Below are 20,474 nucleotides of genomic sequence, written 5' to 3' on the forward strand. Positions count from 1 at the left end.
GCGAAGATGAGGGGAAACCGTGTAGTAAGAGCAATACCGGCCTACCTGCCGTACCGGCTTCACGATAGAAAATGTTCAGGCCATCTATTTCGACCGTTCTATAAAATATCTGATCTTTCATAAAAAACATTAAAACAAAAAAATAAATGCGAAGACATACCTATTTACCACCGGCCGCAGCAAGAATCCCTTTACGAAAGCTGCTGGCTATGACAACATCACGTGGCTCACATGCAGGTGATAAGCAGGCCATCCTCTTCCCTTGGCACTAATAGCGCTGATGACTTCTAAAATTTTTCTACCATTGCAACTCCTGCAATGATCAGCAGCATACCAAGGCCGCGCCAAATATTAACAGGATGCTGTGCTGTTACCAGAAGACCAAAGTGATCCAGCAATACTGAAATGAGAACCTGGCCGGCAACCACAAGGCCGAACGTAAGTGCCATACCCAACCTTGGAAGGGCCAGCATACTCCCTGTAATGAATACAGCGCCAATGACACCACCGCCCAGAATGGCCGTTATATCGCTGCCTCTAAGCAGTTGCCAGGAGAATGTTTCTTTTGTAAAAGGAACATACAGGGCCATGGTGAATGCTCCCACGATAAAACAGATCATAGAAGCATATACAGGGCTGGCGATTAATTTCGCCAGTTTGGCATTAAGCCCACCCTGTAAAGGCAATAATGCACCACATAAAAAGACCACAAAAAGCCAGGCTATTTTCATAATTATATTTTTTGTCAGACGAACGATCGTTCATTTACATTAAAACCTTTTTTGAAGTCAGTGAAGTTGATGCCTGAGCAGTTCTTAAAATACTTGCTGAAATGAGCAGGGTTCCAAAACCCCAGATCATATGCAGTCTCCTTCAAACTAAAACCGTCCTGAAGCACCTTTCGTTTCGCCTCCAGAACAATCCGCTGCTGTATGTGATGACTCACCGTGCGTCCCGACAATTGTTTCACCACATCGTTCAGGTAACTGGGGGATACCGCTAAAATCTCAGCGTACTCTTTCACCATCTTTTTGGAAGCATAGTGCCTTTCCAGTTGTGTAAAAAAAAGCTTAACCAGGTCAGACTTCCGCGAGCAACAAATGTCATGGCTATCCTGCTTTATTTGCCGGCATACATAGATCATGAATATCTTCAGGTATCCCTTCAGTATGTCGGAACGCAAATCCAGCACATTATTATATTCCTGTATCATTTTGTCAGCGACGGATGCCATTAAGGCTATCGCATCACCCCATATACGAATAACTGGCACGGAGTTAAACCGGTTGAAAAACGAAATGCGAAATAAACCCGCTAATCTGACATCAGTTAATTCAATATATTCTTCCTCAAAAGAGATCGCATAACCTTTCGCATTTTCATCAATCTCCATTGTAAAAACCTGGCCAGGCCTCACGCAGAAAACTACGTTTTCATTAATAAGAAACACCTCCGTATCGAGGCTTATTTTGACAGTACCACTCAGGCACCAGATAATCAGGTACATTTCCTCACATAAAGAAGGCACTTCTCCTTGTTTATTTCCCGCAAGAAGCGATTGGAGGGAATGAATCTGTAAGGGCGCCAGCTCAGCAACCTGGCCATCTATCTTTATGTTGCGGCTAATTTTCATTTTTAATAACTATTATCTTACTCGTCAGCCACGGGCTTCTCTTTCAATTTCTTTAATTCGGCTTCTAATTGTACAATATATTCGCTTTGCAAAGCGAACGCCTTATTGGCTTCCTCAATGACTACCCAATTCTTCCTGCATATCCCTGACCGCGTCTGTAAATGCTAATGATGCATAATTCATCACTATTTCTGATTTGGTTGCGTTCGATTTAAAATAGAAGGGCTCTCATCCGATTCCGGAATTGCAAGTTCACCGATTGTTGTCAGGTCCGGATGTTGCTCCAATACATCATCCCATAACGAATCACCACATTCATCTGGTATAACAATTATCTCCGGTATTTGCCCGTTCGGATCTTTTGATCCGGCTATAGTATTTTGTGAATTTATTCTGACGGGCGCTATATTGTCTGAAGAACTCATAAAAACAGATTTAATTTAGAAGGCTGTTATTACAATGGGATACAACAAAGCTCCTTACGGCTTATAAATCATTTTCTATGTCCGGAGCTGTTGTATCCAACTAATGCTTTATACTGACTGAGCCAATGCTTCATCCGGCTTACGGTCGCCCACTTTTCTGTCTAAGAAGCTCCGTATAGTTGCTGCAATTTCATCACCAAAACTTTCAAGTGCAAAATGTCCGGTTGGGTAAAGATGAAACTCCAGATTCTTCACATCTTTTTTGAAAGCCTCCGCGCCGACACCAGGGAAAATATAATCGTCTTTTCCATATACAATTAACATTTCCGGGTTTGCTGTGCGTAGATATTCCTGCCATTTAGGATATTGTTTTACGTTGTTTCGATAATCATAAAACAACGCGATCTGTATGTCGTCGTTTTCAGGACGTTGCAGGTGCCTGAGATCGATCTCCCAATTATCAGGAGATATAAGGTTTTCATCCGGAACATGATGTGTGTACTGCCATTTCAATCCATCGGGGCTATGAAAGGCCTGGCAAGCTTTAATAGCCTCCTTGTCATTTCTGTCTTTCCAAAGCGCTTTAATGGGATCCCAAAAGGTTTCTAATCCTTCTTCATAGCAACATCCATTCTGAACAATGATGCTCTCAATCCTCTGCGGGTACTTTGAGGCGAGTGTCCAGCCGATGGGAGCACCGTAATCCATCAGATAAAGGCTGAATTTTTCTATATGCAAGTGCTGCAGCAGTCCTTCAATAATCCTGGAATAGTTTGCAAAACTATACTCAAAATCGGCCATAGGCGGTTGTTCACTTCTTCCATAACCCGGGTAATCGGGCGCAATCAAATGATATTTGTCTGACAGATCATTGATCAGGTTACGGTACATGTGCGAAGAAGTCGGATAGCCGTGCAACAACAGCAAAACCGGAGCATTGGCCGGACCCGCTTCCCTGTAAAAGATGTTTACGCCGCTGATCTCTGCCGAGTGGTAGTGTGTCTTGTTTTTCATTGCGTTTATTTTAGGTTTAATAATTCCTTGCATGTTTGAGATCACCCTTGCCGGGGCTCTGCTTTCCTGGTCGGGGAATGTAACGAGCTAACAATAACATCGCTTTATCGATTTCCTTTATTACCACCAAAGCTCAGTTCTATAATTCGATTTCTAAAATCATTGGAATAATCGGTACTATTAAAAAATTAATATGCGTGGTTGCCTCATGAAATATGGCCTGATTTGTCACTCAGATCTTTTCCCTCTCAGGATGTGCATGCGGAGATGTAAATATCCAATGTAACCGGACAGGAAGAACCGGCTGCTGGTGATGGTACATAGCAAGCATAAAAGGAAAAGAGAGCATTAAAGTTGGCCAAATCTAATAAGGTGGTGATATCCATTTTCAAATGGATATTCTTTGATGGAGGTTTGCAGGAACTTCATTATTGGACCAAGTGCCGGCTCTTTTAAATGATATTGAAATGTGTCCCAGTTACTGAATTTCTTATAAATTACAAACCGGGTTTTGTGGTTAACTACCTGGTTTAGCTGAAACAACAGCAAACCGGGGGACATCGGAAGTGCCGGCATTAAATTACGGTTTATCGATTTGAAATGTTCTTCTGTACCGGCCTTCACATCTACAAATAACATGATGGTTAATGCATCCCGGCTAATTTCTTTGGAATATAATTCCAGCTCTTGTAGAAAAAAAGTTTCAACCGGCCCTGCCAGTCCAATCTTACTTAAAGCATGGACAGCTTTTGCTGCAGTAGTCCTTTTATTTTTCCTATAAAAAGCAGTAGTACCCCATCGTTCTATCATCCACATGATACAGCTATCGCCTCTCTCATAATATGCTTCTGCCATTGCATTACCGGTTGCCTGAAGGCTACTAAACGCATATCGATCTAAAGCTTCGAGGAATTCATCCTGATAGGAACTTTTTACATGATATTGTGTTAAAACAACAGTCTGTCCTTTTTTGACACGCAAAAAAATCGAGAAGGCTATCTCCCATATTCTGCGAATTTTCATTGCGATGATATTAAGAAATGTGATAAGGTTTGCCGGGTAAAGTTGGCAATAAATTTTCCGGCGGAAAAACAAACACAGTAATGATTGGTCGTATTATTTTAATAATGAAAAGTTAGAGGCGGATTTTGTCACCTTAAAAATAAAAGTTTGTTAAACGCAGCATTGACCTGCATCCTGCCTGCCTTGTCAATTGTCTGTAAAAGACGGTACAATATCCTGTATGCAACGTCTAAATATTTTATAATTTCTAAATATAGTCTCCTTTTAATCAGCTGCAATTATGACAAAAAAGGTACTGATCGTGGAGGACGAATTTATTGTAGCCAGTAATCTGCAGCAGGTATTACAGCGATCGGGCTATGAAGTAAGTGGTATAGCTGCGTCTGCCGAAGAAGCAGAAGATCTGTGAATGCACAGGAAACCAATTAATGCGGCTCCGAAAATATCGGACGTAAAAATCACCGCAACTCCAAAATTTTCGGAGCTAAGCGCCAGTAATATCTTCCTGGTTATCTACACATTTCTGTTAGGCAATTCCTTTTCAATACATTGCGTATTTAAATTTTGTTTTTATATTATTTATTGGCAAATGGCATTTAAATGGCTTATGTGATACCCCTTACATAGAAAATTAAAAAAACCTTAAGCCATGTTGAATTTAGAATGGTTTAGAACATTTAAAGCAGTTTACGAGACGGGCAACCTGTCTACTGCTGCACAAACACTGTTTATTTCCCAGCCCGGTGTAAGCGTTCATCTAAACTCCCTGGAAGCCTACACCGGATACCGCCTGTTTGAACGGGTAACAAAAAAGATGGTACCCACGGAACGTGGTATTATACTGTATAATTGTATAATAGACCCTATTAACAAACTGGAGGAGGCAGAAGAATCCTTCCACAGAAATTCCAAAGTGGAAAAGCCAACGATCAGTGTAGGTATGGGGTTTGAAATCTTTAAATACACCCTTGAAGAGCACCTTGCACAATTACCTTTTAACCTTGTCTTACGGTTCGGAGAGTATCGCCAGATTCTGCAAGAACTTGACACAGGAAAACTTGATCTGATATTGACCCCGAAAAAAGGCAGTCAAACCAACCTGGAATATATCCCGTTTACTACAGAGCGTATCATTTTGATCTGTGGCAATGAAACAGATACCGAACAATTTGATAGCCTCGTATTGACCAATGAAAGGACGGCGATCCGGGAATGGCTGAAAGAGCAGATATGGTACACCACTGCAGCCGACATGGAGTATCTTGAGCATTTCTGGATGGCAAATTTTGATTGCCTGCCAGACCTTAAGCCAAACTATGTAGTTCCCTATTTCTCTTCTATACTGCGTTGCCTGAGTAAAGGAAAAGGCTTCGCCGTAATACCCGATTTTCTTGCTAAAAAAGAACTTGCACTTAAATCGGTTAAACTCGCCTGGGAGGGAAGTCCTCATGTGGAAAACACCCTGCATTTCGGTAAACGGAAAAAGACGATATACGCCAATGAGATCCGGCAACTGGAACAAATATTGACAATGAACTGGTTTTAAGACAGAAGCGAAAAGATTATTGATTTATACATAATCAATTCCAGCTATATCTACACTTTAAGACAGCCTTATCACATTGTCTTGTCAGCGCCCGTATATTGCATACTTAAATAGCCTTCTCATGCGCCTCCTCCTATTTTTTATAATGACCTCTGCAGTCATCCGGGCGGCAGCTCAGGAATTCAGTCCACTCCAGGCCGATTCACTCAGGCATGAGTTGACGAATGCCAGTGACAACTACACGAGGGTAAAAACACTCATACACCTGGCTGAGTATCACATCTGGAAAAAGGGTGAATTCGCAATAAACCTGGACAGCGCAAATACCTGTCTGACCGAAGCAGACCGGCTAAATCGAACAGTGCGGTCGACAGAGTTGGCAGGCCATCAGTTACTCATGAAAGGGTTTATGCTCACGGAAGAGGGAAAAAGGAAGGAAGGTCAGGTAGCCGTCATGCAATCTATCCCCCTGCTGCAAAAAAGCAATAGTCAGCGTTTGCTTGGACTGGCTTATTTTGAGCTGCAGGCCTTTTATGATTATTCAGATAGCTGTCAACGCCGGGAACGTATCCGAATTACGGGTCTTGCAGTAAAGGCGTTCCACCAGGCAGGAGAAAAGGCACTGGAAGGATGGGCTCTCACCACACTGGGCGATCTCCATAGTATACAGGAAGAATATGCCGTTTCCAACGGATATCTTCTCCAGGCACTGGCAATATACGATGCCATTGGGCATAAGAAGACACAGGATGCATATGAACTGCTCGGCAGGAATTGCAACAACCAGGGGGACTACAGACGTGCATTCGAATATGCATTACTCGCACTGAAAGCGGCAAAAGCGACCAGCGATTCCAGTATGCAAATGGCTACCATCAACAACCTGCTTGGTTCGCTGTACCGGAACGCCGGCAGAGCGGAGATCAGCATTGCGTATTATCAGGAAGGACTGACCATAGCTTTACAGCACAACGATGGTCCGAATGCCCTATTAATGGCATATGTATTAGGCCGCACTTATCTTGACCTTCACCAGCCCCGCAAGGCCATTGAAGTTTTAGATGCGATTCCCCGGGGCCTGCTCGATTCTTCTAATGCCAGGGTAAAAGCCCTCATGGGAATGGTATACATGGAAGGGTACTATGCCAGGAAACAGTCCAAAAAAGCATACAAATATGCTGCTGTCCTGGAAAAGTTGATTGCTGAAAACACATTGACGGCTGAGTGGGTCAACCGCGCATGCATAGCATTGGTGAGGTATCATTTGAATGAACATGATATAGCCAAAGCCCGCCTGTATCTTGATAAATGCATGACCGTATCGCTGCTGCCCAACTCGCCCGAATGGGTTTCCCGATATGATATCAGTTATAAGGTCGATTCGGCCGAAGGAAACTACAGAGCGGCATTTCACGCTCTGCTCAAATACAAAACACAAGACGATTTACTCCACAATGATGTCAAAACACGACAGTTTCAACAACTGGATGTTGAATACGAAACCTCTAAGAAAGTGGATTCCATCTCTTTGCTTACCCAAAAAACCAACCTGCAGGCCACTAATCTGCGACAGGCCCGCCTGATCCGCAACATCACTATGATTGGTATTGTACTTACCCTGGCCGTCATAGGTCTGCTCTACCGGCAATACAAGCTCAAACAACGCAACAATAAGACAATGGCCATCAAAAACGAGCACCTGGAACACCTTGTCAACGAAAAAGAGTGGCTGCTGCAGGAAGTAAATCATCGCGTTAAGAATAATTTGCAGACCATTGTAAGTCTCCTTGAATTACAATCTGATTCTCTCAGTGGAGATGCACATTTCGCATTGCAAACCAGCCAAAACCGTATATACGCTACATCTCTGCTTTATCAAAAGCTTTACAGAACAGAGAATGTGTCTTCCGTCAACATGAAAGTGTACATTACAGAACTCGTACAACACCTCCAGGATGCACTTGGCAGCAGTACATCCGTAACTGTTACTTTAGATATTGCCCCTATTGAACTCGATGTCTCACAAGGTGTACCCCTCGGGCTGATAATAAATGAAATAATTACCAATTCATTCAAGTATGCATTCGATGAAACCATTTCATATCCGGAAATCGTTGTCACTTTTGCCATCGAGCAGGGTGTTGCCAGCCTTGTCATCAAAGACAATGGAGTCGGCTTTTCCGATGATGGCAAAGACAGCTTTGGGACCGGTCTAAAACTGGTAAAAGGATTGACGGGAAATATAAAAGGGGAGGCCACCATTATATCGGACAATGGCACCTTTATAAAAATCATGTTCTTGCCCAAAGGCTCACCCGCATCAGAAATGCAAAGCAGCGCGTCGTCGGGAATGTTTAGCTTCGAGACTCAGACGCTTTATTAAATAACCTTTTACCACTGCGGCAATGGGTTTACCGCAGTTGGCAAAACGTTACAGTCGAAGCGAATATTAAATATCCTATTATAATTTCAGCGCACTAAAAGTAATTGCAGGTGTTAAGATAGGATATAACGCTAAGCAAGTCAGCCCTAACTATTGCGGCCGCTCCCACAGGTAGCTGGAATCAGCAGCTATGTCATATATACTTATTTCACGACTCAAGACATCGACCGATATAACTTCAGCAGTTGTGAATACGGTACCCTCTCCGTTGTACCTGTCCGCACCTAAGCGTACACTAACGTAGCCGCCGGTATCTGTTTTTTCATACCCATCGTACATAAATACAATAGAGCTATCCTTAACGAAGAGTTTCGTCAGATCGTTTGTTGAGAGCTGAATATAACTACGAATAGTATCTTCCAGCCATGGAAACTGACTATTTATCTCAAAAAAAGAACTATCAATAAGACTAACCGGCTTTTGCGCCTGACCGGTATCTGAAATGGAGGCGGGGACAGCCTGGGTTACGGCTGTATCTGACCTGTTACTAACTACATTGTTACTATGACAAAATGCAAACAGGGAAATTGACAACGCAAAGAAAACTTGCTTCATAGAACCGGGATAATTGCTAACCGTGTTTATTCGTTAAAATGCCTATTTATGGCAAACGTGATCATGTTGTAGAAAGTATGCCATTGAAATTATGTCTGATTTAAGCAGCTCATTGTTTATCATCCGGAGGGCGCTTCGCTAACAGATTTTCGTTGCCCCAATCAGCAATTTCCTTAAACACGGAAGTAAGACTTCTGCTTTTATCTGTAAGTGAATACTCAACACGGGGAGGTATTTCCTGGTACTGCTCACGTATGACCAGCCCGTCTCTTTCCAACTCCTTCAATTGTTCAGTAAGTACCTTTCTTGAAATGTTAGGAATACGAATGGCGATTTCACCAAACCGCCTGGTACCTGACAGAAGATTATACAAAATAACAGGTTTCCATTTTCCACCAATTACCTCCATTGTTGCCGTTATTGGACAATCATTGAAGTCGTTACAAATGCGTTCCTTAGTTACCATGTCGTTACCACTATTTAGCCTGTTACCATAAGGTAACAAGTTACGTTCTGAAACTATATTAGTTCCTTTGGGTAACAAAAGTATTTTTTAAAAGTCTAAATTCAAAACAGATGATTTTAGTTACAGGCGCAACAGGGCACTTCGGGAAATTGACCATTGATTTTTTACTGAATAAAGGAATTGAATCCAGTCAGATAGCAGTGTTGGTGCGCAATGCGGAAAAGGCAGCGGGCTTAAGCGGGATGGGCTTAAAAATCCTCATAGGGGATTATAACGACTATCCGTCTTTGGTTAAAGCCTTCAGCGGCATGGATAAGTTACTGTTTGTTTCTGGAACTGACCTCCTCAATCGCACTTCCCAACATGAACGGGTTGTAAAAGCAGCGGTAGCCTCGGGCATCAGGCACGTCGTTTACACCAGCGGCGAGGTAAGGGTAGAAGGCCCCGATTCTCCGCTTTGGGCTTTCGCGGAAGTACACGTTAAAACCGAAAAGTGGCTAAAAGAAAGCGGATTGACCTATACAATTCTCAAAAACAGTTTGTACCTGGAGTATATACCCTACTTTATCGGCAATGTGCTGGAAACCGGAATGATTTACCTGCCGGCTGGCAAGGGTAAAATAAGCGCGGCCTTACGTTCAGAAATGGCAGAAGCGACCGCAACCATTCTTGCCACAGAAGGACATGAAAACAAGTCCTATCATTTTGTGAACTCGGAAGCCTACGGATATGCAGATATTGCAAAATATATTACAGAGATCACTGGAAAAACCATTAACTATATTTCCCCGACGGAAGAAGAATTTAGGGCAACACTACAGCAACAAGGCTTAGCCATTCCTGAAGAATACATCGGAATCATTTTGGCGCAGGCGCGTGGTGATGGAGAGATCGTAAGTGATGATATGGAAAAACTTATTGGTAGAAAACTGACCACTATGAAAGCATTTCTGCAGGAAGTATATCAGCGTAGCTAAACTTCCCCTGGTAATATCATAGTTTTGATTACAACATGGGCAGATATGTTCTATAAAATCTACCTGGAACATAACGTTTTAAGAAGGCTGTTTAATTAATGTGCAACACAATTTACATTTCCGGTAAAAAACCGATAACTTTAATTATGCAGGTTATATTAGGTGCCAATGGCCAGATCGCGGATGAATTAGCGAAAGAATTAAAGCGGAACTATACCTCCGCGATTCGCCTTGTTAGTCGTAATCCCATTAGAGTTAATGAGACAGACGATATCTTTCCCGGGAATTTATTAGATGAAGCAGAAACTGCCAATGCGGTTAAAGGAACGGAAATAGCCTACCTGACCGTCGGGCTTCCTCTAAATAGCGCACAATGGGCTGCACAGTTTCCTGTCATCATGAAAAATGTTATCAATGCTTGTAAGAAACATGGTACCAGGCTTGTCTACTTTGACAATACTTATATGTATCCGCAGACGGGTGTAAGATTGACAGAAGAGACTGCGTTTCAGCCGTTTGGAAGTAAAGGACGTGTAAGGGCGCAGATCGCTTCTATGCTTCTGGATGAAATGAGACGCGGGAAGATCGAGGCGGTCATATGTAGGGCGCCTGAATTTTATGGTCCCGGCAAGACCCAAAGTATCACGAGATCCTTCGTTTTTGAAAATATCAAACGAAATAAAACCATACGCGTACCGGTTAGTGACAAGACTTTGCGAACACTGATATGGACACCGGATGCAGGCAGGGCAACCGCTATGATCGGTAATACCTTCGATTGCTATCAGCAGACCTGGCACTTGCCTTGTGACGACAACAGGCTAACCTACCAGCAAATAATCGAGTATGCCGCTACTGTTCGTGGCAGCCGCTTGCCTTATTCCGTCATGAACAGATTTATTTTTAAAATAGGAGCGCTATTCAGCAACCAGTTGAAGGAGTTGCAGGAATTGTTGCCGAGATATGGATATGACAACATCTTTGATTCCGCTAAATTCAAAGACAGGTTCCCTAAATTTCCGGTGACCACTTACCAGGAAGGCATTGCAGAACTTATACGTGGGTTTTAACCACAGCTAATGAGCGTTTGCTTCCAGTTACCAACTTCGCTTTTAAACCTGGTTCGCTATCTCTTGAATTTCACAGACCACCTCCTGCGCCGGTGTATTTTAAGAGTGCTTTTACACATGCCAGTTTTACAACAGTTTTTTAAAACAAATGCTGTTCTCACTATCTACATACCCGCCAAACTTTTCTATTTCTGCATAACCATGTTTGAGATAAAAGGCAATGGCTTCCGGTTGGTTTTTCCCGGTTTCAAGGAGCGCCTCTTTGAAACCCTTTATTCTCGATGAATTTTCCAGTGCTGCTAAAATTTCCGACGCTACATTATTCCTGCGATAAGACGGGATTACGTACATCCGTTTAATTTCCACTGCATCTCCTGTATAATTGCGAAATGCGCCACAACCAACTGCCAGTCCATCAATATACAATACAACTGCATTTTCCATATAGCCGGCTTTGTTGATTTCATAATTTACGTCAGCCAGATCGCCATCCCGCTCAAATAACTCCTTTTCGAGTTCCAGGCATAACTTTTGAAAATCGCTTTGGGTCGAATTGGTATATACTAAGTTCATCATAGCTACTTGATTCCCGTGATCAATATCTCCCATTTGCCTTTATTGTAAAGCCCTTATACAACCAGTCACTCATTCTTTCAACGCAGATGACTATTTAGAATTTGCTATAAAAGAAATCGCTAAGCTCTTTTGCAAATAGATCGGGCACATTCAGGGCGGCAAAATGACTGCCTTTTTCTATGACATTAAATCGTTGCACATTTACTTTCCTGTTGACCCATTCTATTGGAAACGACGCTTCTCCGGGAAACAGCGATACGCCGGTAGGCACTTCAACCTTAATTTCTGATTTAAGTCCTGCTGACCAGGCCACTCTGGCCTCCTCAGCATATGTACGGATCGAGGTATTAATAGTTTGTGTGATCCAATATATCATAATATTGGTAATCAGTTCGTCTTTTGTATAATGATTGTCCAGATTTTCAGGTTTGCCGGACCAACCATGGAACTTTTCAATTATCCAGGATGCCAATCCCACCGGGGAATCATTCAAGCTGTAACCTAATGTCTGAGGCTTTGTAGTCTGAATAAGGTTAAAAGCACCTTCTGCAAAGAACCATTGTTGTATAAAGCGGCCAAACTCCTGCTCAGGCGCCGACATCGCTGACCAATCTTCCCGTCCGTTTGGATAGCCAACATCCGTTAAGTGAATAGCCGAGACCTGTAAAGGATATTGATTGGCCAATGACTTGGTGATTGTCGAACCAATATCACCTCCTGCAGCATAGAACGTCTGGTATCCTAATACCTCTGTCATCAGCTTGGCCCATAAACGGGCAGTTTGGTCACTGCTTTGGGGAACTTTATCCGAAAATCCAAAGCCAGGTATTGAGGGGATGACAAGGTCAAAAGTCTCATCTGCATTACCGCCATTGTTTCCGGGATCAGTAAGCACAGGGATCACCTTGTGAAACCTGTAGAAGCTGTCGGGCCAGCCATGCGTTAATATCAGTGGTTTGGCATGCTCAGATTTTCCTTTAACATATATAAAATGCACATTGATACCATCTATTTCTGTTTTAAACTGGGGAAATTGATTCAGATAGGTTTCCTGTGTCCTCCAATCATACTTATTCTGCCAATAGTCTACCAGTTCGCGTAAATAGCCTGGGTTAGTACCGTAATTCCAGCCGGCGTTTTCTGGTTCATCAGTCCAGCGGGTCTGTTTTAATCTTACAGATAGATCGTTCAAAACTTCCTGTGGTACTTCAATTTTAAAGGGTGTCATCTGGGTTATGTTTTTGTTTAAACAAATTTAGTCGTCGCCCACCTAACCCCATTGTAAAAAATTTACCTACCGGCAATTTAATGATTATTAGGAGGTTGCAGAATCATATCTGCAACAAGATAATTTTCTTCCATTTCCATTTGCGATAATAAATATTGTGTGGGTTTGATGCCTGTAAACTGGATAAACTCCTTGACAAAATGCGCCTGATCATAATAATCATATTCATTAACAAGCGCCATCCAGTCTGTCTTCCCCTTAAAGGTTTGGATATCCCTGATCACCTTTTGAAACCTATGGAGCCTTTGCAGGTATTTGGTTGAAAAACCAGTATGTTGTTTGACGATATGTACGACATGTTTTTGGGAGTATCCGGATTTCTTTATTAACCAATCAATAGGTTTTTCAATATTCTTATCAATAAATTTCACCAGAGAATCTTCGAAACGGAGATCGCTGGTGTATCGCAGGAAGTAAGTTTCTATATGGCCAAACAACTGTAGCACATTATCTGTATTAATAAGCTGCTCGTATAAATGCTTAAAAGAATTACCTAACAGCAGTTCGGCCTCCAGGCAAACAGGATGGATAGCTGTTATAGGGATCTTCGTTAGTGCATAAAAACCGCCTGTTGTGAAGCGTACACTCAGGATACTGGAATCCTGCCTGTTTTCATATAAAATAGCCTGTGTCTGTGTACCTGATATCCAGGCATTTTTCATCACCCTTTTCTCCTTCAGATCTGTGTCGAGGAAGACAGTATTGATGGTGTTTTCCTGTAGCTCAATGACCAGATTGACACCTCTGTCAGGCAGCTCTTTGATATATGGGACAGCAGCATTTGAACCACTCACATACACGATATGCTGAATGTAATCAGATAAAGGATAAGCCGGTATATGTTTATGGAATTTCATAATATATGGATGATTTCCGCTTAAAATTTTCCCTCCGGACAAAAACATATGGATTTATTCCAACAGTGGCTACATCAGCTTTGAAATCCGGCATGTCACAATTTCAACGTATATGTTCTGGTCACCTGATCCTAAATATACTTTATTTGTCCTGGTCCTTATATAAAAGTTTCGAAACAAGAAAACGCCTCAAAGAAAGGTTATAGCTTTTCTGCGTCTTCCAAAGCGATCTGTTCTGTCCTGGTTAGATACATGAATACCGGCGGCATTTATTAACCTGGGTGAACGAATAAAAATATGGATGGGGCGACATTTGCTTAAACAAATAAGTAAAGCAAATGAAAACACATCCCATCAACTTCTGGGGACCACGTTCGGCCTCCTACTGGCTCACTGCCCTAGCCGCCGTGGGTATCATTTTCCTGGGCTTAAGGTTTATACTGGCGCCCTATACCGGCGCCGAAGGATTTGGTATTCCGCTGGCCCATACTAAGGAAGCCATGGCCTATGGATGGATTAAAGGCATCAGGGACATATTTTCAGGCATTGTAGTGCTTATATTCCTTATCTCCCGCAAGCCACGGTCAACTGCCTTCGCCTTCGGCGCAGCCATTATCATCCCGGTATCCGATTGCCTCACCATTCTGGCAGTCAATGGTGCCGAAGATGTAACACATTTATTGATCCATGGCATTACAGCAGTGTACATGCTTATTGCCACCATCCTGTTATTTAACGCAAATCCTAAAAACTAATATAATGAACATCCTCTTATTGCATATTTTAAATGGTATAGCGATAGTTGCTACTGCCGTTGTCTTCGGTACCGACGTATTTTTTGCCCTGGTAGGTAAAAAAGCCGCTACTAAAAGTAAAGACACCTCTATAGCCGATGTAATGGGTCATTTCCACGAAGTGGCAGATGCAAGGATGCCTGTCATCGGCGCCACTGCCATCGTCTCCACCCTGCTGCAGGTATTAATTGCCGGTTTCCATACCATCCAGGCACAACTGGCTGCACTCTCCTTGGTGGCCTTACTGATACATCTTACCATATACCTCACCGTGGCCAGGCCCGTAAATAATGTCATGGTAGATGTCGTAAAATTCGGTCGGATAGTGAGTAATATCAGGGAATTACAACAGCGCTGGGACAAGGTGATCGGTCTGCGGGCAGCCTTGTTATTCATAGCGATCACGGGCCTTATCCTGCTAAACTATTGCTAACGAATGGAATATGCAGAGATGACAGGAATGCTGCATCCCGGTTCAGCCTTGGGCTTCAAAGTCTTAGCCCCATCAATCATTGCGTGAAAATATCACTCACATGAGAATTAAAAATAAAACGGAAAGCATAAAATTGTGTAGCTTACCTATAAGCATTAAATTAAAGAGACCAGGCCTAATCGCATAAGGTTTCTATTTGAACATCAGCAAAATGAAAAAACAAATAAATAATCCTTTCATTCTGGCACTGAAGGCATACAATCTTACCGTCGAAATTCATCACCATTCGGCCTATCAGATCGTTCTATCCAATGATACTCCTTTTACTTCTACCATTAAAGGCCAATTGTGTGAACGGATTCATGGCTTTTTGATCAAACCACAGGTGCCGCATTTTTGCGTAGCAGAAAAAGGAAGTTTAAACGTCCTGAACATCGAACCTTACTCCAATGTTGGTTTGGAACTTTCGAACAGGTTTGGTCAAAATGAGGACCACATTGTTTTTCATTCTCCCTCGGAAACAAATACATTTTTTCAAACCGGCCAGGATACCTTTGATATATATACCATTATAGATGCGCTGCTCTCAACCCTGCCAACTGTCCAATATGACGAAAGAGTAACAAAAATAGTAGAGCATATTAAAACCAATTATTTCCGACAAGACATAACGCCGCAAACATTTGCGGATGTGGTATTCCTTTCACCTTCCCGTTTAGCTGCACTTTTCAAACAACAGACCGGCAGCAGCATATCCAAATATCTATTGTGGACAAGGCTTCGCCAGGTCATTTATCTTACACTTTCTGAAAAAGACAGGAGCCTGACAGATATTGCATACGACACAGGCTTTTACGACCTGCCTCAACTGAATAAGTACATGTATGAGATGTTCGGCATGCCACCAAAAGCTTTAAAACATAATAGTGATCTGATACAAGTTTATTAGAGCTGTTGTTGCCAACTTTGTGCTATCAAATCAAACAATTTAAAAGATAGTACCATGAAAGCAATAGCGTATCAAAAATTTGGCAACACAGATGTTTTACAAACCGTAGAAGAACCTAAACCTGTTATCCGGGCAAATGAGGTGTTGGTAAAAGTAAAAGCCGTATCTATCAATCCGATGGATTGGAAGATCAGGAAAGGCGAAATGAAATTGATGTCCGGCTCAACATTTCCCAGGCATACCGGGGTCGATTTTGCAGGCGTTATTGAAGACACAGGCGCCGCTGTAACGAATTTCAAAAAAGGAGACGAAATCTTCGGCGTTGTAAAGAACAACATGAAAGACGGTGCGTTAGCCGAGTATGTTGCCGTACCAGTCACAAATGTCTGGAAGAAACCAGCAAACATCAGTTTCGCCCAGGCGGCCTCCATTCCTATTGTCGGTGCCGCCGCTGTTACAGCACTGGAAAAAATGGGTAACATAAATGCAAAAAGTCATATTCTGGTAAATGGCGCAACTGGCGGTTTCGGCATGTTCCTACTGCAACTGTTAAAGCAGAAAAAGGCGAACGTAACGGCTGTTGCCAGTACAAAAGCCGTAGATCTTGCCAAAAAATGGGGCGCTGATACAGTAGTTGATTACACAACAGAAAATGTACTCGCTCTGCAAAAAAATTATGATATTATTATTGATTTGTCGGGCAAGTTGGGCTATACAAACGCCAGGCAGATCATGAAGCCTAAATCACTGTTCCTAAACCCGACACCCAGGCCCATTGAAATTCCCACTTCACTCTTTAAAAACCTATTTACCGGCAAAAAGCACCTTGTAATGCTTTCCCAGGCCTCATCAAAAAACATGGAGGTACTATTGAATGCTGTCAGCAAAGGATTACAGATTGAAGTAAGCAAGGTCTTTCCATTTACCCAATCTATGGAAGCATACCAGTACGCAGAACGCGGCGGCGTCATCGGCAAAGTTGCCATTGAAATTAACTGATCTTCTGCCAGGTAATGTGGTTTGACCGGTTTATCTCAAACCACTTCTCAATCCCGAACAATAAATCAACAACAATGTTAACAAAGATTGATAGCGCCATAAAATATGGTAAGCAGCATGGCGGCTTCGGCATAGAGATATTGTATCCGGGGCTTGCCTTGCCACAATTAAATGACACGGGGTTTTCTACCATAGGAAGAATGGACCATGCCCGGATTACACCCGGTACGCTTATCCCCATGCATCCGCACAGGGATGACGAGATCCTTACCTATTTGCGGGCTGGCAGCGTACAGCACCGGGACTCAGAAGGAGGGACAGGTATTATATCTAATCAAAAACTGATGATGATGAATGCAGGGGAAAAATTTCGCCACGAAGAACTGGTTTTGGAAGATGCCGGCGTTCTGGAAGGCCTGCAAATATTCATCAGGCCTCAGGCAGCGGGTTTAAAACCGCAGGTGCAGTTTCACCAGTTAACGGAAATATACAGCCGTAACCAATGGCGTAAAATAGCAGGCAAAGGAGATGACTATCCACTGCAAATAAGAAGCAATACCTGGATGATGGATATGCGTCTTGAAGCAGGCAGCAAAACGGTTCTCCCCGAAACAAGCACTGATGATATAGCCTTCCTGTTTTATGTCCTTAGCGGAGAAGTGCAGGTAAATGAAGATCTGTCCCTCAATAGCGGAGAAAGTATGCTGATAGAAGCCACATATCCAACATTCCACGCACTTAAGACAAGCGACATTGTATTATTTATCACGCAAACAAACGCGCCCCATTTTGATGGTGGTATGTATAGCGGCAACCTGCAATAGCTATAAATAGTACTAAGAACAGTGATCTGATACAAGTTTTCCGCTCCATTTCAAAAGACCTTTGTACTGTAAATATCAGAAGACATAAAAGAACCAATTAATCATTCAAAATAAATAAGACATGATAAACAATGCAAGGCTGATAAATAACAGCCAGGGAAACCATTTTTCTATAGTTGGGGATACATATCGCATCGTCATCCCCGGAAAACAAACCAATGGAGAATTTGCAATGATCGACATGCTGGTACCTCCTGGTGGCGGCCCCGGCCCACATGCACATGCATCTTTTCACGAATCATTTTACGTAGTGGATGGAGAAGTTGAATTTAAAACGGAAGAAGGAAAAACCATCGCCAGAAAGGGAGATGTCATCACCATCCCGAAAGGTGGCGCCGTCCATAGTTTTAAAAACGTAAGCGGTAACATGGCTCACCTGTTATGTACAGTTGTTCCGGCAGGTTTAGATGCTTTCTTTGAAGAAATAGGTACACCTGTACAGGCAGGTGAATTTTTACCACACCCTCACCTGGATGAAGATGCAATAAAGAAGCTTGTGTCGATTGCAAAGAAATACGGACAGGAGGTTTATCCTCCCAACTACTTAGACAAATAGGGCATATTAACTCAACTAACATAATTTATCTACAAACAAAACATACCAAGATGAAAAAGGCATTAAAATTATACTTTCTGATAGCTACATTATTCCTGAGCCTCTCAAACATACATGCACAAAATATACCTGATAGTACCATGCAAAAGATCAACGGTTTCAGGGCATTTTATGAAACTCTGGGCAAGGCGTACCCTCCTGATAGCGCTATCAGCATTAACGAAACAACAATTGCAGGTGTAAAAAGTTACTGGCTCAATAAGAGCTCAATTGATCAAAAGCACATAATCATTTATCTGCATGGAGGGGTGTATGTCTACGGTAGCTTTAGGGCCTACCGTGCTATGCTGAGCCACCTGGCTGGGTCCTTAAATTCACCAGTTTTATATATAGAATATTCATTGTCACCGGAACATCCCTTCCCTACAGCAAACAATGAAATTCTAAAAGTCTACCGTGAATTGCAGCATAGTTACCCTGGCTATAAATTTACTATCATTGGTGACAGTGCGGGAGGCGGTTTAGCAATATCCCTGGTGCATGACGCTCAGAAGGCGAATTTGCCACAACCCACTGCTTTAGCTTTAATTTCACCCTGGATAGATCTGAAAGGCAATAACAAATCGTACGAAACAAAGCAAACAGTTGATCCTATATTAAGCAAAACATTTCTCCGTGATCATGCACTGTTATATGCAGGAAATCATATAAAAGAAGCAGACCCAAGTGAAATAAGGTTTAAGCACTTTCCGCCGGTTCTTTTGCTGGTTGGTACTGATGAAGTATTGAATGATGACGCCCGGAACTTCTACGCTTATATAAAACCGATTCAACCCGCGGCGCGTTTCAAAGAATTCGAGGGGCAGAAACATGTCTGGATCTTCTCAGATATAAATACCAAGCCATCAGTTGAAGCGGTAAATGATATTAAAGCATTTATCAGGTAGTTGACGGCAGTACTCTATCGCCGTTCATTTCCGTTAAACAATAGTCCGATTCGGGTAAATGACAGCATCAGCACCGGCGTAATTTTGAAAAAAAGACGATGAAAGCAATTCTTTTAAACGAAGCCGGAGGTACAGATAAGCTGATCTATCAGGATATAGAAAAGCCCCAAATAAGCAGTGGCCATATTTTAGTGAAAATTAAAGCCATTGGCCTGAACCCGATGGATGTTTATATCCGCAGTAATGAGCAGATGATCGACCATTTTCTAGGAACTGAAAGACCTGTCATTCTTGGTTGGGATATCGCCGGCGATATTGTAGAAAAAGCTGATGATGTAATTGATTTTGAGAAAGGCGATGCCGTGTTCGGCATCACCATGGGAAAAGCCTATGCGGAATATGTAGCCGTTAATGCCAGTATGATGGCGAATAAGCCGGAGAATATCAGTTACCAGGAAGCGGCAGGCATACCGGTTGCCGGTGTTACGGCCTGGGAAGCTTTAGTCAAATCAGGAAACATAAAAAAAGGCGATAGGGTGTTGATCCACGCAGGTTCGGGCGGTGTGGGGCATATCGCAATCCAGCTCGCAAAACACTTCGGCGCCACGGTCATTGCGACTTCATCCGCTAAAAACCGCGACTTTGTATTATCGCTCGGCGCCGATCAGCACATTGATTACACGAGTGAAAAATTTAACGAGCTGCTTAGGGACGTGGACCTGGTTCTCGATACGATCGGTGGCGAAACCCGGGAGCAGTCTATTGACGTGGTAAAGCAAGGTGGTACCATTGTATCGATAGTTCCTCCTCTTCCTGATGCCCTTGAACAAAAAGCCCGCAGCAAAGGTGTTAATCTGGAGCTTTTGATCGCGCAGGGCGATAAAGCTGAACTGGGATCACTGGCCACCTTACTAAACAAGGGCGGGGTAAAAGTGCATGTCTCTGCCGTCTACCCATTTACTGATATGGCCAGGGCACACCAGGCTATAGAAACGAAAAGAACAATAGGTAAAATAGTTGTAGACTTGTAAGGTAAAAA

General features: G+C 42.7%; 23 protein-coding genes. 13 read left to right on the plus strand and 10 right to left on the minus strand.

What is annotated here, in order from left to right; translation table 11 throughout:
• Positions 1–287: 287 nt before the first annotated feature.
• The 5 genes from MYF79_RS01370 to MYF79_RS01390 form a co-directional block, all read right to left on the minus strand.
• Positions 288–731, minus strand: a complete 444-nt coding sequence (locus MYF79_RS01370) for a DMT family transporter (RefSeq protein WP_247812199.1) — start codon at positions 729–731, stop codon at positions 288–290.
• Positions 732–745: 14 nt separating this feature from the next.
• Positions 746–1,633, minus strand: a complete 888-nt coding sequence (locus tag MYF79_RS01375) for a helix-turn-helix domain-containing protein (protein WP_247812200.1) — start codon at positions 1,631–1,633, stop codon at positions 746–748.
• Between the two features lie 185 nt (positions 1,634–1,818).
• The gene (locus tag MYF79_RS01380) at positions 1,819–2,058 is read right to left on the minus strand and encodes a hypothetical protein (protein WP_247812201.1); all 240 of its coding nucleotides are present in this window, start codon (positions 2,056–2,058) and stop codon (positions 1,819–1,821) included.
• 108 nt (positions 2,059–2,166) lie between these two features.
• Positions 2,167–3,072 carry an alpha/beta fold hydrolase gene (locus MYF79_RS01385; protein ID WP_247812202.1) on the minus strand — a complete coding sequence of 302 codons (906 nt, stop codon included), beginning with the start codon at positions 3,070–3,072 and terminating at the stop codon, positions 2,167–2,169.
• A gap of 348 nt (positions 3,073–3,420) precedes the next feature.
• Positions 3,421–4,095 (minus strand): putative quinol monooxygenase, encoded by a 675-nt coding sequence (locus MYF79_RS01390; RefSeq protein WP_247812204.1) that lies wholly within the window; start codon positions 4,093–4,095, stop codon positions 3,421–3,423.
• A 280-nt stretch (positions 4,096–4,375) separates the two neighbouring features.
• On the opposite strand from MYF79_RS01390, the gene MYF79_RS32400 reads away from it, so the two are divergent.
• The 3 genes from MYF79_RS32400 (at position 4,376) to MYF79_RS01400 (ending at position 8,024) form a co-directional block, all read left to right on the plus strand.
• Complete coding sequence (locus tag MYF79_RS32400; RefSeq protein WP_262922364.1) at positions 4,376–4,504, plus strand: hypothetical protein; 129 nt, start codon at positions 4,376–4,378, stop codon at positions 4,502–4,504.
• 240 nt (positions 4,505–4,744) lie between these two features.
• The gene (locus MYF79_RS01395) at positions 4,745–5,641 is read left to right on the plus strand and encodes a LysR family transcriptional regulator (RefSeq protein ID WP_247812205.1); all 897 of its coding nucleotides are present in this window, start codon (positions 4,745–4,747) and stop codon (positions 5,639–5,641) included.
• 121 nt (positions 5,642–5,762) lie between these two features.
• Positions 5,763–8,024 carry a histidine kinase dimerization/phosphoacceptor domain -containing protein gene (locus tag MYF79_RS01400; RefSeq protein ID WP_247812206.1) on the plus strand — a complete coding sequence of 754 codons (2,262 nt, stop codon included), beginning with the start codon at positions 5,763–5,765 and terminating at the stop codon, positions 8,022–8,024.
• Positions 8,025–8,174: 150 nt separating this feature from the next.
• On the opposite strand, the gene MYF79_RS01405 is transcribed toward MYF79_RS01400, so the two are convergent.
• Both MYF79_RS01405 and MYF79_RS01410 read right to left on the minus strand, forming a co-directional pair.
• Positions 8,175–8,639, minus strand: a complete 465-nt coding sequence (locus MYF79_RS01405; RefSeq protein ID WP_247812207.1) for a hypothetical protein — start codon at positions 8,637–8,639, stop codon at positions 8,175–8,177.
• A gap of 109 nt (positions 8,640–8,748) precedes the next feature.
• Positions 8,749–9,105, minus strand: coding sequence for a winged helix-turn-helix transcriptional regulator (locus MYF79_RS01410; RefSeq protein WP_247812208.1), 357 nt, complete (start codon positions 9,103–9,105; stop codon positions 8,749–8,751).
• A 110-nt stretch (positions 9,106–9,215) separates the two neighbouring features.
• On the opposite strand from MYF79_RS01410, the gene MYF79_RS01415 reads away from it, so the two are divergent.
• Complete coding sequence (locus tag MYF79_RS01415; protein WP_247812209.1) at positions 9,216–10,082, plus strand: SDR family oxidoreductase; 867 nt, start codon at positions 9,216–9,218, stop codon at positions 10,080–10,082.
• Positions 10,083–10,228: 146 nt separating this feature from the next.
• Positions 10,229–11,152: an NAD-dependent epimerase/dehydratase family protein gene (locus MYF79_RS01420; protein WP_247812210.1), complete on the plus strand. Its 924-nt coding sequence runs from the start codon at positions 10,229–10,231 to the stop codon at positions 11,150–11,152.
• 126 nt (positions 11,153–11,278) lie between these two features.
• Here MYF79_RS01420 and MYF79_RS01425 read toward each other — a convergent pair whose 3' ends face one another.
• The 3 genes from MYF79_RS01425 to MYF79_RS01435 all read right to left on the minus strand — a co-directional run bounded on the left by MYF79_RS01425 (position 11,279) and on the right by MYF79_RS01435 (position 13,873).
• Complete coding sequence (locus tag MYF79_RS01425) at positions 11,279–11,761, minus strand: GNAT family N-acetyltransferase (RefSeq protein ID WP_247812211.1); 483 nt, start codon at positions 11,759–11,761, stop codon at positions 11,279–11,281.
• A 61-nt stretch (positions 11,762–11,822) separates the two neighbouring features.
• Positions 11,823–12,956 carry an epoxide hydrolase family protein gene (locus MYF79_RS01430; RefSeq protein ID WP_247812212.1) on the minus strand — a complete coding sequence of 378 codons (1,134 nt, stop codon included), beginning with the start codon at positions 12,954–12,956 and terminating at the stop codon, positions 11,823–11,825.
• Positions 12,957–13,033: 77 nt separating this feature from the next.
• Positions 13,034–13,873, minus strand: coding sequence for a helix-turn-helix domain-containing protein (locus MYF79_RS01435; protein WP_247812213.1), 840 nt, complete (start codon positions 13,871–13,873; stop codon positions 13,034–13,036).
• Positions 13,874–14,211: 338 nt separating this feature from the next.
• Here MYF79_RS01435 and MYF79_RS01440 point away from each other — a divergent pair, with 338 nt between their 5' ends.
• The 8 genes from MYF79_RS01440 to MYF79_RS01475 all read left to right on the plus strand — a co-directional run bounded on the left by MYF79_RS01440 (position 14,212) and on the right by MYF79_RS01475 (position 20,466).
• Positions 14,212–14,628: a DUF4267 domain-containing protein gene (locus MYF79_RS01440; RefSeq protein ID WP_247812214.1), complete on the plus strand. Its 417-nt coding sequence runs from the start codon at positions 14,212–14,214 to the stop codon at positions 14,626–14,628.
• A 4-nt stretch (positions 14,629–14,632) separates the two neighbouring features.
• The gene (locus MYF79_RS01445; RefSeq protein ID WP_247812215.1) at positions 14,633–15,100 is read left to right on the plus strand and encodes a DUF1772 domain-containing protein; all 468 of its coding nucleotides are present in this window, start codon (positions 14,633–14,635) and stop codon (positions 15,098–15,100) included.
• A gap of 211 nt (positions 15,101–15,311) precedes the next feature.
• The gene (locus MYF79_RS01450) at positions 15,312–16,049 is read left to right on the plus strand and encodes a helix-turn-helix domain-containing protein (protein ID WP_247812216.1); all 738 of its coding nucleotides are present in this window, start codon (positions 15,312–15,314) and stop codon (positions 16,047–16,049) included.
• 54 nt (positions 16,050–16,103) lie between these two features.
• On the plus strand, positions 16,104–17,048 hold the full coding sequence (locus tag MYF79_RS01455) for an NADP-dependent oxidoreductase (protein WP_247812217.1): 945 nt from the start codon (positions 16,104–16,106) through the stop codon (positions 17,046–17,048).
• Between the two features lie 74 nt (positions 17,049–17,122).
• Positions 17,123–17,872, plus strand: a complete 750-nt coding sequence (locus MYF79_RS01460; protein ID WP_247812218.1) for a pirin family protein — start codon at positions 17,123–17,125, stop codon at positions 17,870–17,872.
• A gap of 121 nt (positions 17,873–17,993) precedes the next feature.
• Positions 17,994–18,488: a cupin domain-containing protein gene (locus MYF79_RS01465; RefSeq protein WP_247812219.1), complete on the plus strand. Its 495-nt coding sequence runs from the start codon at positions 17,994–17,996 to the stop codon at positions 18,486–18,488.
• Positions 18,489–18,538: 50 nt separating this feature from the next.
• Positions 18,539–19,435, plus strand: coding sequence for an alpha/beta hydrolase fold domain-containing protein (locus MYF79_RS01470; protein ID WP_247812221.1), 897 nt, complete (start codon positions 18,539–18,541; stop codon positions 19,433–19,435).
• A gap of 98 nt (positions 19,436–19,533) precedes the next feature.
• A complete protein-coding gene (locus MYF79_RS01475; RefSeq protein WP_247812222.1) occupies positions 19,534–20,466 on the plus strand; it encodes an NADP-dependent oxidoreductase in 933 nt (310 codons plus the stop codon).
• The last annotated feature ends 8 nt before the right edge of the window (positions 20,467–20,474 follow it).

Source organism: Chitinophaga filiformis (genome assembly GCF_023100805.1).
In the GTDB taxonomy this organism is placed as follows: Bacteria; Bacteroidota; Bacteroidia; order Chitinophagales; family Chitinophagaceae; genus Chitinophaga; species Chitinophaga filiformis_B.

What these genes read in the sequence shown, in the direction of transcription:
- MYF79_RS01370 (WP_247812199.1), bottom strand. Translation starts at nt 731, where the DNA reads ATGAAAATAGCCTGGCTTTTTGTGGTCTTTTTATGTGGTGCATTATTG.
- MYF79_RS01375 (WP_247812200.1), bottom strand. Translation starts at nt 1,633, where the DNA reads ATGAAAATTAGCCGCAACATAAAGATAGATGGCCAGGTTGCTGAGCTG.
- MYF79_RS01380 (WP_247812201.1), bottom strand. Translation starts at nt 2,058, where the DNA reads ATGAGTTCTTCAGACAATATAGCGCCCGTCAGAATAAATTCACAAAAT.
- MYF79_RS01385 (WP_247812202.1), bottom strand. Translation starts at nt 3,072, where the DNA reads ATGAAAAACAAGACACACTACCACTCGGCAGAGATCAGCGGCGTAAAC.
- MYF79_RS01390 (WP_247812204.1), bottom strand. Translation starts at nt 4,095, where the DNA reads ATGAAAATTCGCAGAATATGGGAGATAGCCTTCTCGATTTTTTTGCGT.
- MYF79_RS32400 (WP_262922364.1), top strand. Translation starts at nt 4,376, where the DNA reads ATGACAAAAAAGGTACTGATCGTGGAGGACGAATTTATTGTAGCCAGT.
- MYF79_RS01395 (WP_247812205.1), top strand. Translation starts at nt 4,745, where the DNA reads ATGTTGAATTTAGAATGGTTTAGAACATTTAAAGCAGTTTACGAGACG.
- MYF79_RS01400 (WP_247812206.1), top strand. Translation starts at nt 5,763, where the DNA reads ATGCGCCTCCTCCTATTTTTTATAATGACCTCTGCAGTCATCCGGGCG.
- MYF79_RS01405 (WP_247812207.1), bottom strand. Translation starts at nt 8,639, where the DNA reads ATGAAGCAAGTTTTCTTTGCGTTGTCAATTTCCCTGTTTGCATTTTGT.
- MYF79_RS01410 (WP_247812208.1), bottom strand. Translation starts at nt 9,105, where the DNA reads ATGGTAACTAAGGAACGCATTTGTAACGACTTCAATGATTGTCCAATA.
- MYF79_RS01415 (WP_247812209.1), top strand. Translation starts at nt 9,216, where the DNA reads ATGATTTTAGTTACAGGCGCAACAGGGCACTTCGGGAAATTGACCATT.
- MYF79_RS01420 (WP_247812210.1), top strand. Translation starts at nt 10,229, where the DNA reads ATGCAGGTTATATTAGGTGCCAATGGCCAGATCGCGGATGAATTAGCG.
- MYF79_RS01425 (WP_247812211.1), bottom strand. Translation starts at nt 11,761, where the DNA reads ATGGGAGATATTGATCACGGGAATCAAGTAGCTATGATGAACTTAGTA.
- MYF79_RS01430 (WP_247812212.1), bottom strand. Translation starts at nt 12,956, where the DNA reads ATGACACCCTTTAAAATTGAAGTACCACAGGAAGTTTTGAACGATCTA.
- MYF79_RS01435 (WP_247812213.1), bottom strand. Translation starts at nt 13,873, where the DNA reads ATGAAATTCCATAAACATATACCGGCTTATCCTTTATCTGATTACATT.
- MYF79_RS01440 (WP_247812214.1), top strand. Translation starts at nt 14,212, where the DNA reads ATGAAAACACATCCCATCAACTTCTGGGGACCACGTTCGGCCTCCTAC.
- MYF79_RS01445 (WP_247812215.1), top strand. Translation starts at nt 14,633, where the DNA reads ATGAACATCCTCTTATTGCATATTTTAAATGGTATAGCGATAGTTGCT.
- MYF79_RS01450 (WP_247812216.1), top strand. Translation starts at nt 15,312, where the DNA reads ATGAAAAAACAAATAAATAATCCTTTCATTCTGGCACTGAAGGCATAC.
- MYF79_RS01455 (WP_247812217.1), top strand. Translation starts at nt 16,104, where the DNA reads ATGAAAGCAATAGCGTATCAAAAATTTGGCAACACAGATGTTTTACAA.
- MYF79_RS01460 (WP_247812218.1), top strand. Translation starts at nt 17,123, where the DNA reads ATGTTAACAAAGATTGATAGCGCCATAAAATATGGTAAGCAGCATGGC.
- MYF79_RS01465 (WP_247812219.1), top strand. Translation starts at nt 17,994, where the DNA reads ATGATAAACAATGCAAGGCTGATAAATAACAGCCAGGGAAACCATTTT.
- MYF79_RS01470 (WP_247812221.1), top strand. Translation starts at nt 18,539, where the DNA reads ATGAAAAAGGCATTAAAATTATACTTTCTGATAGCTACATTATTCCTG.
- MYF79_RS01475 (WP_247812222.1), top strand. Translation starts at nt 19,534, where the DNA reads ATGAAAGCAATTCTTTTAAACGAAGCCGGAGGTACAGATAAGCTGATC.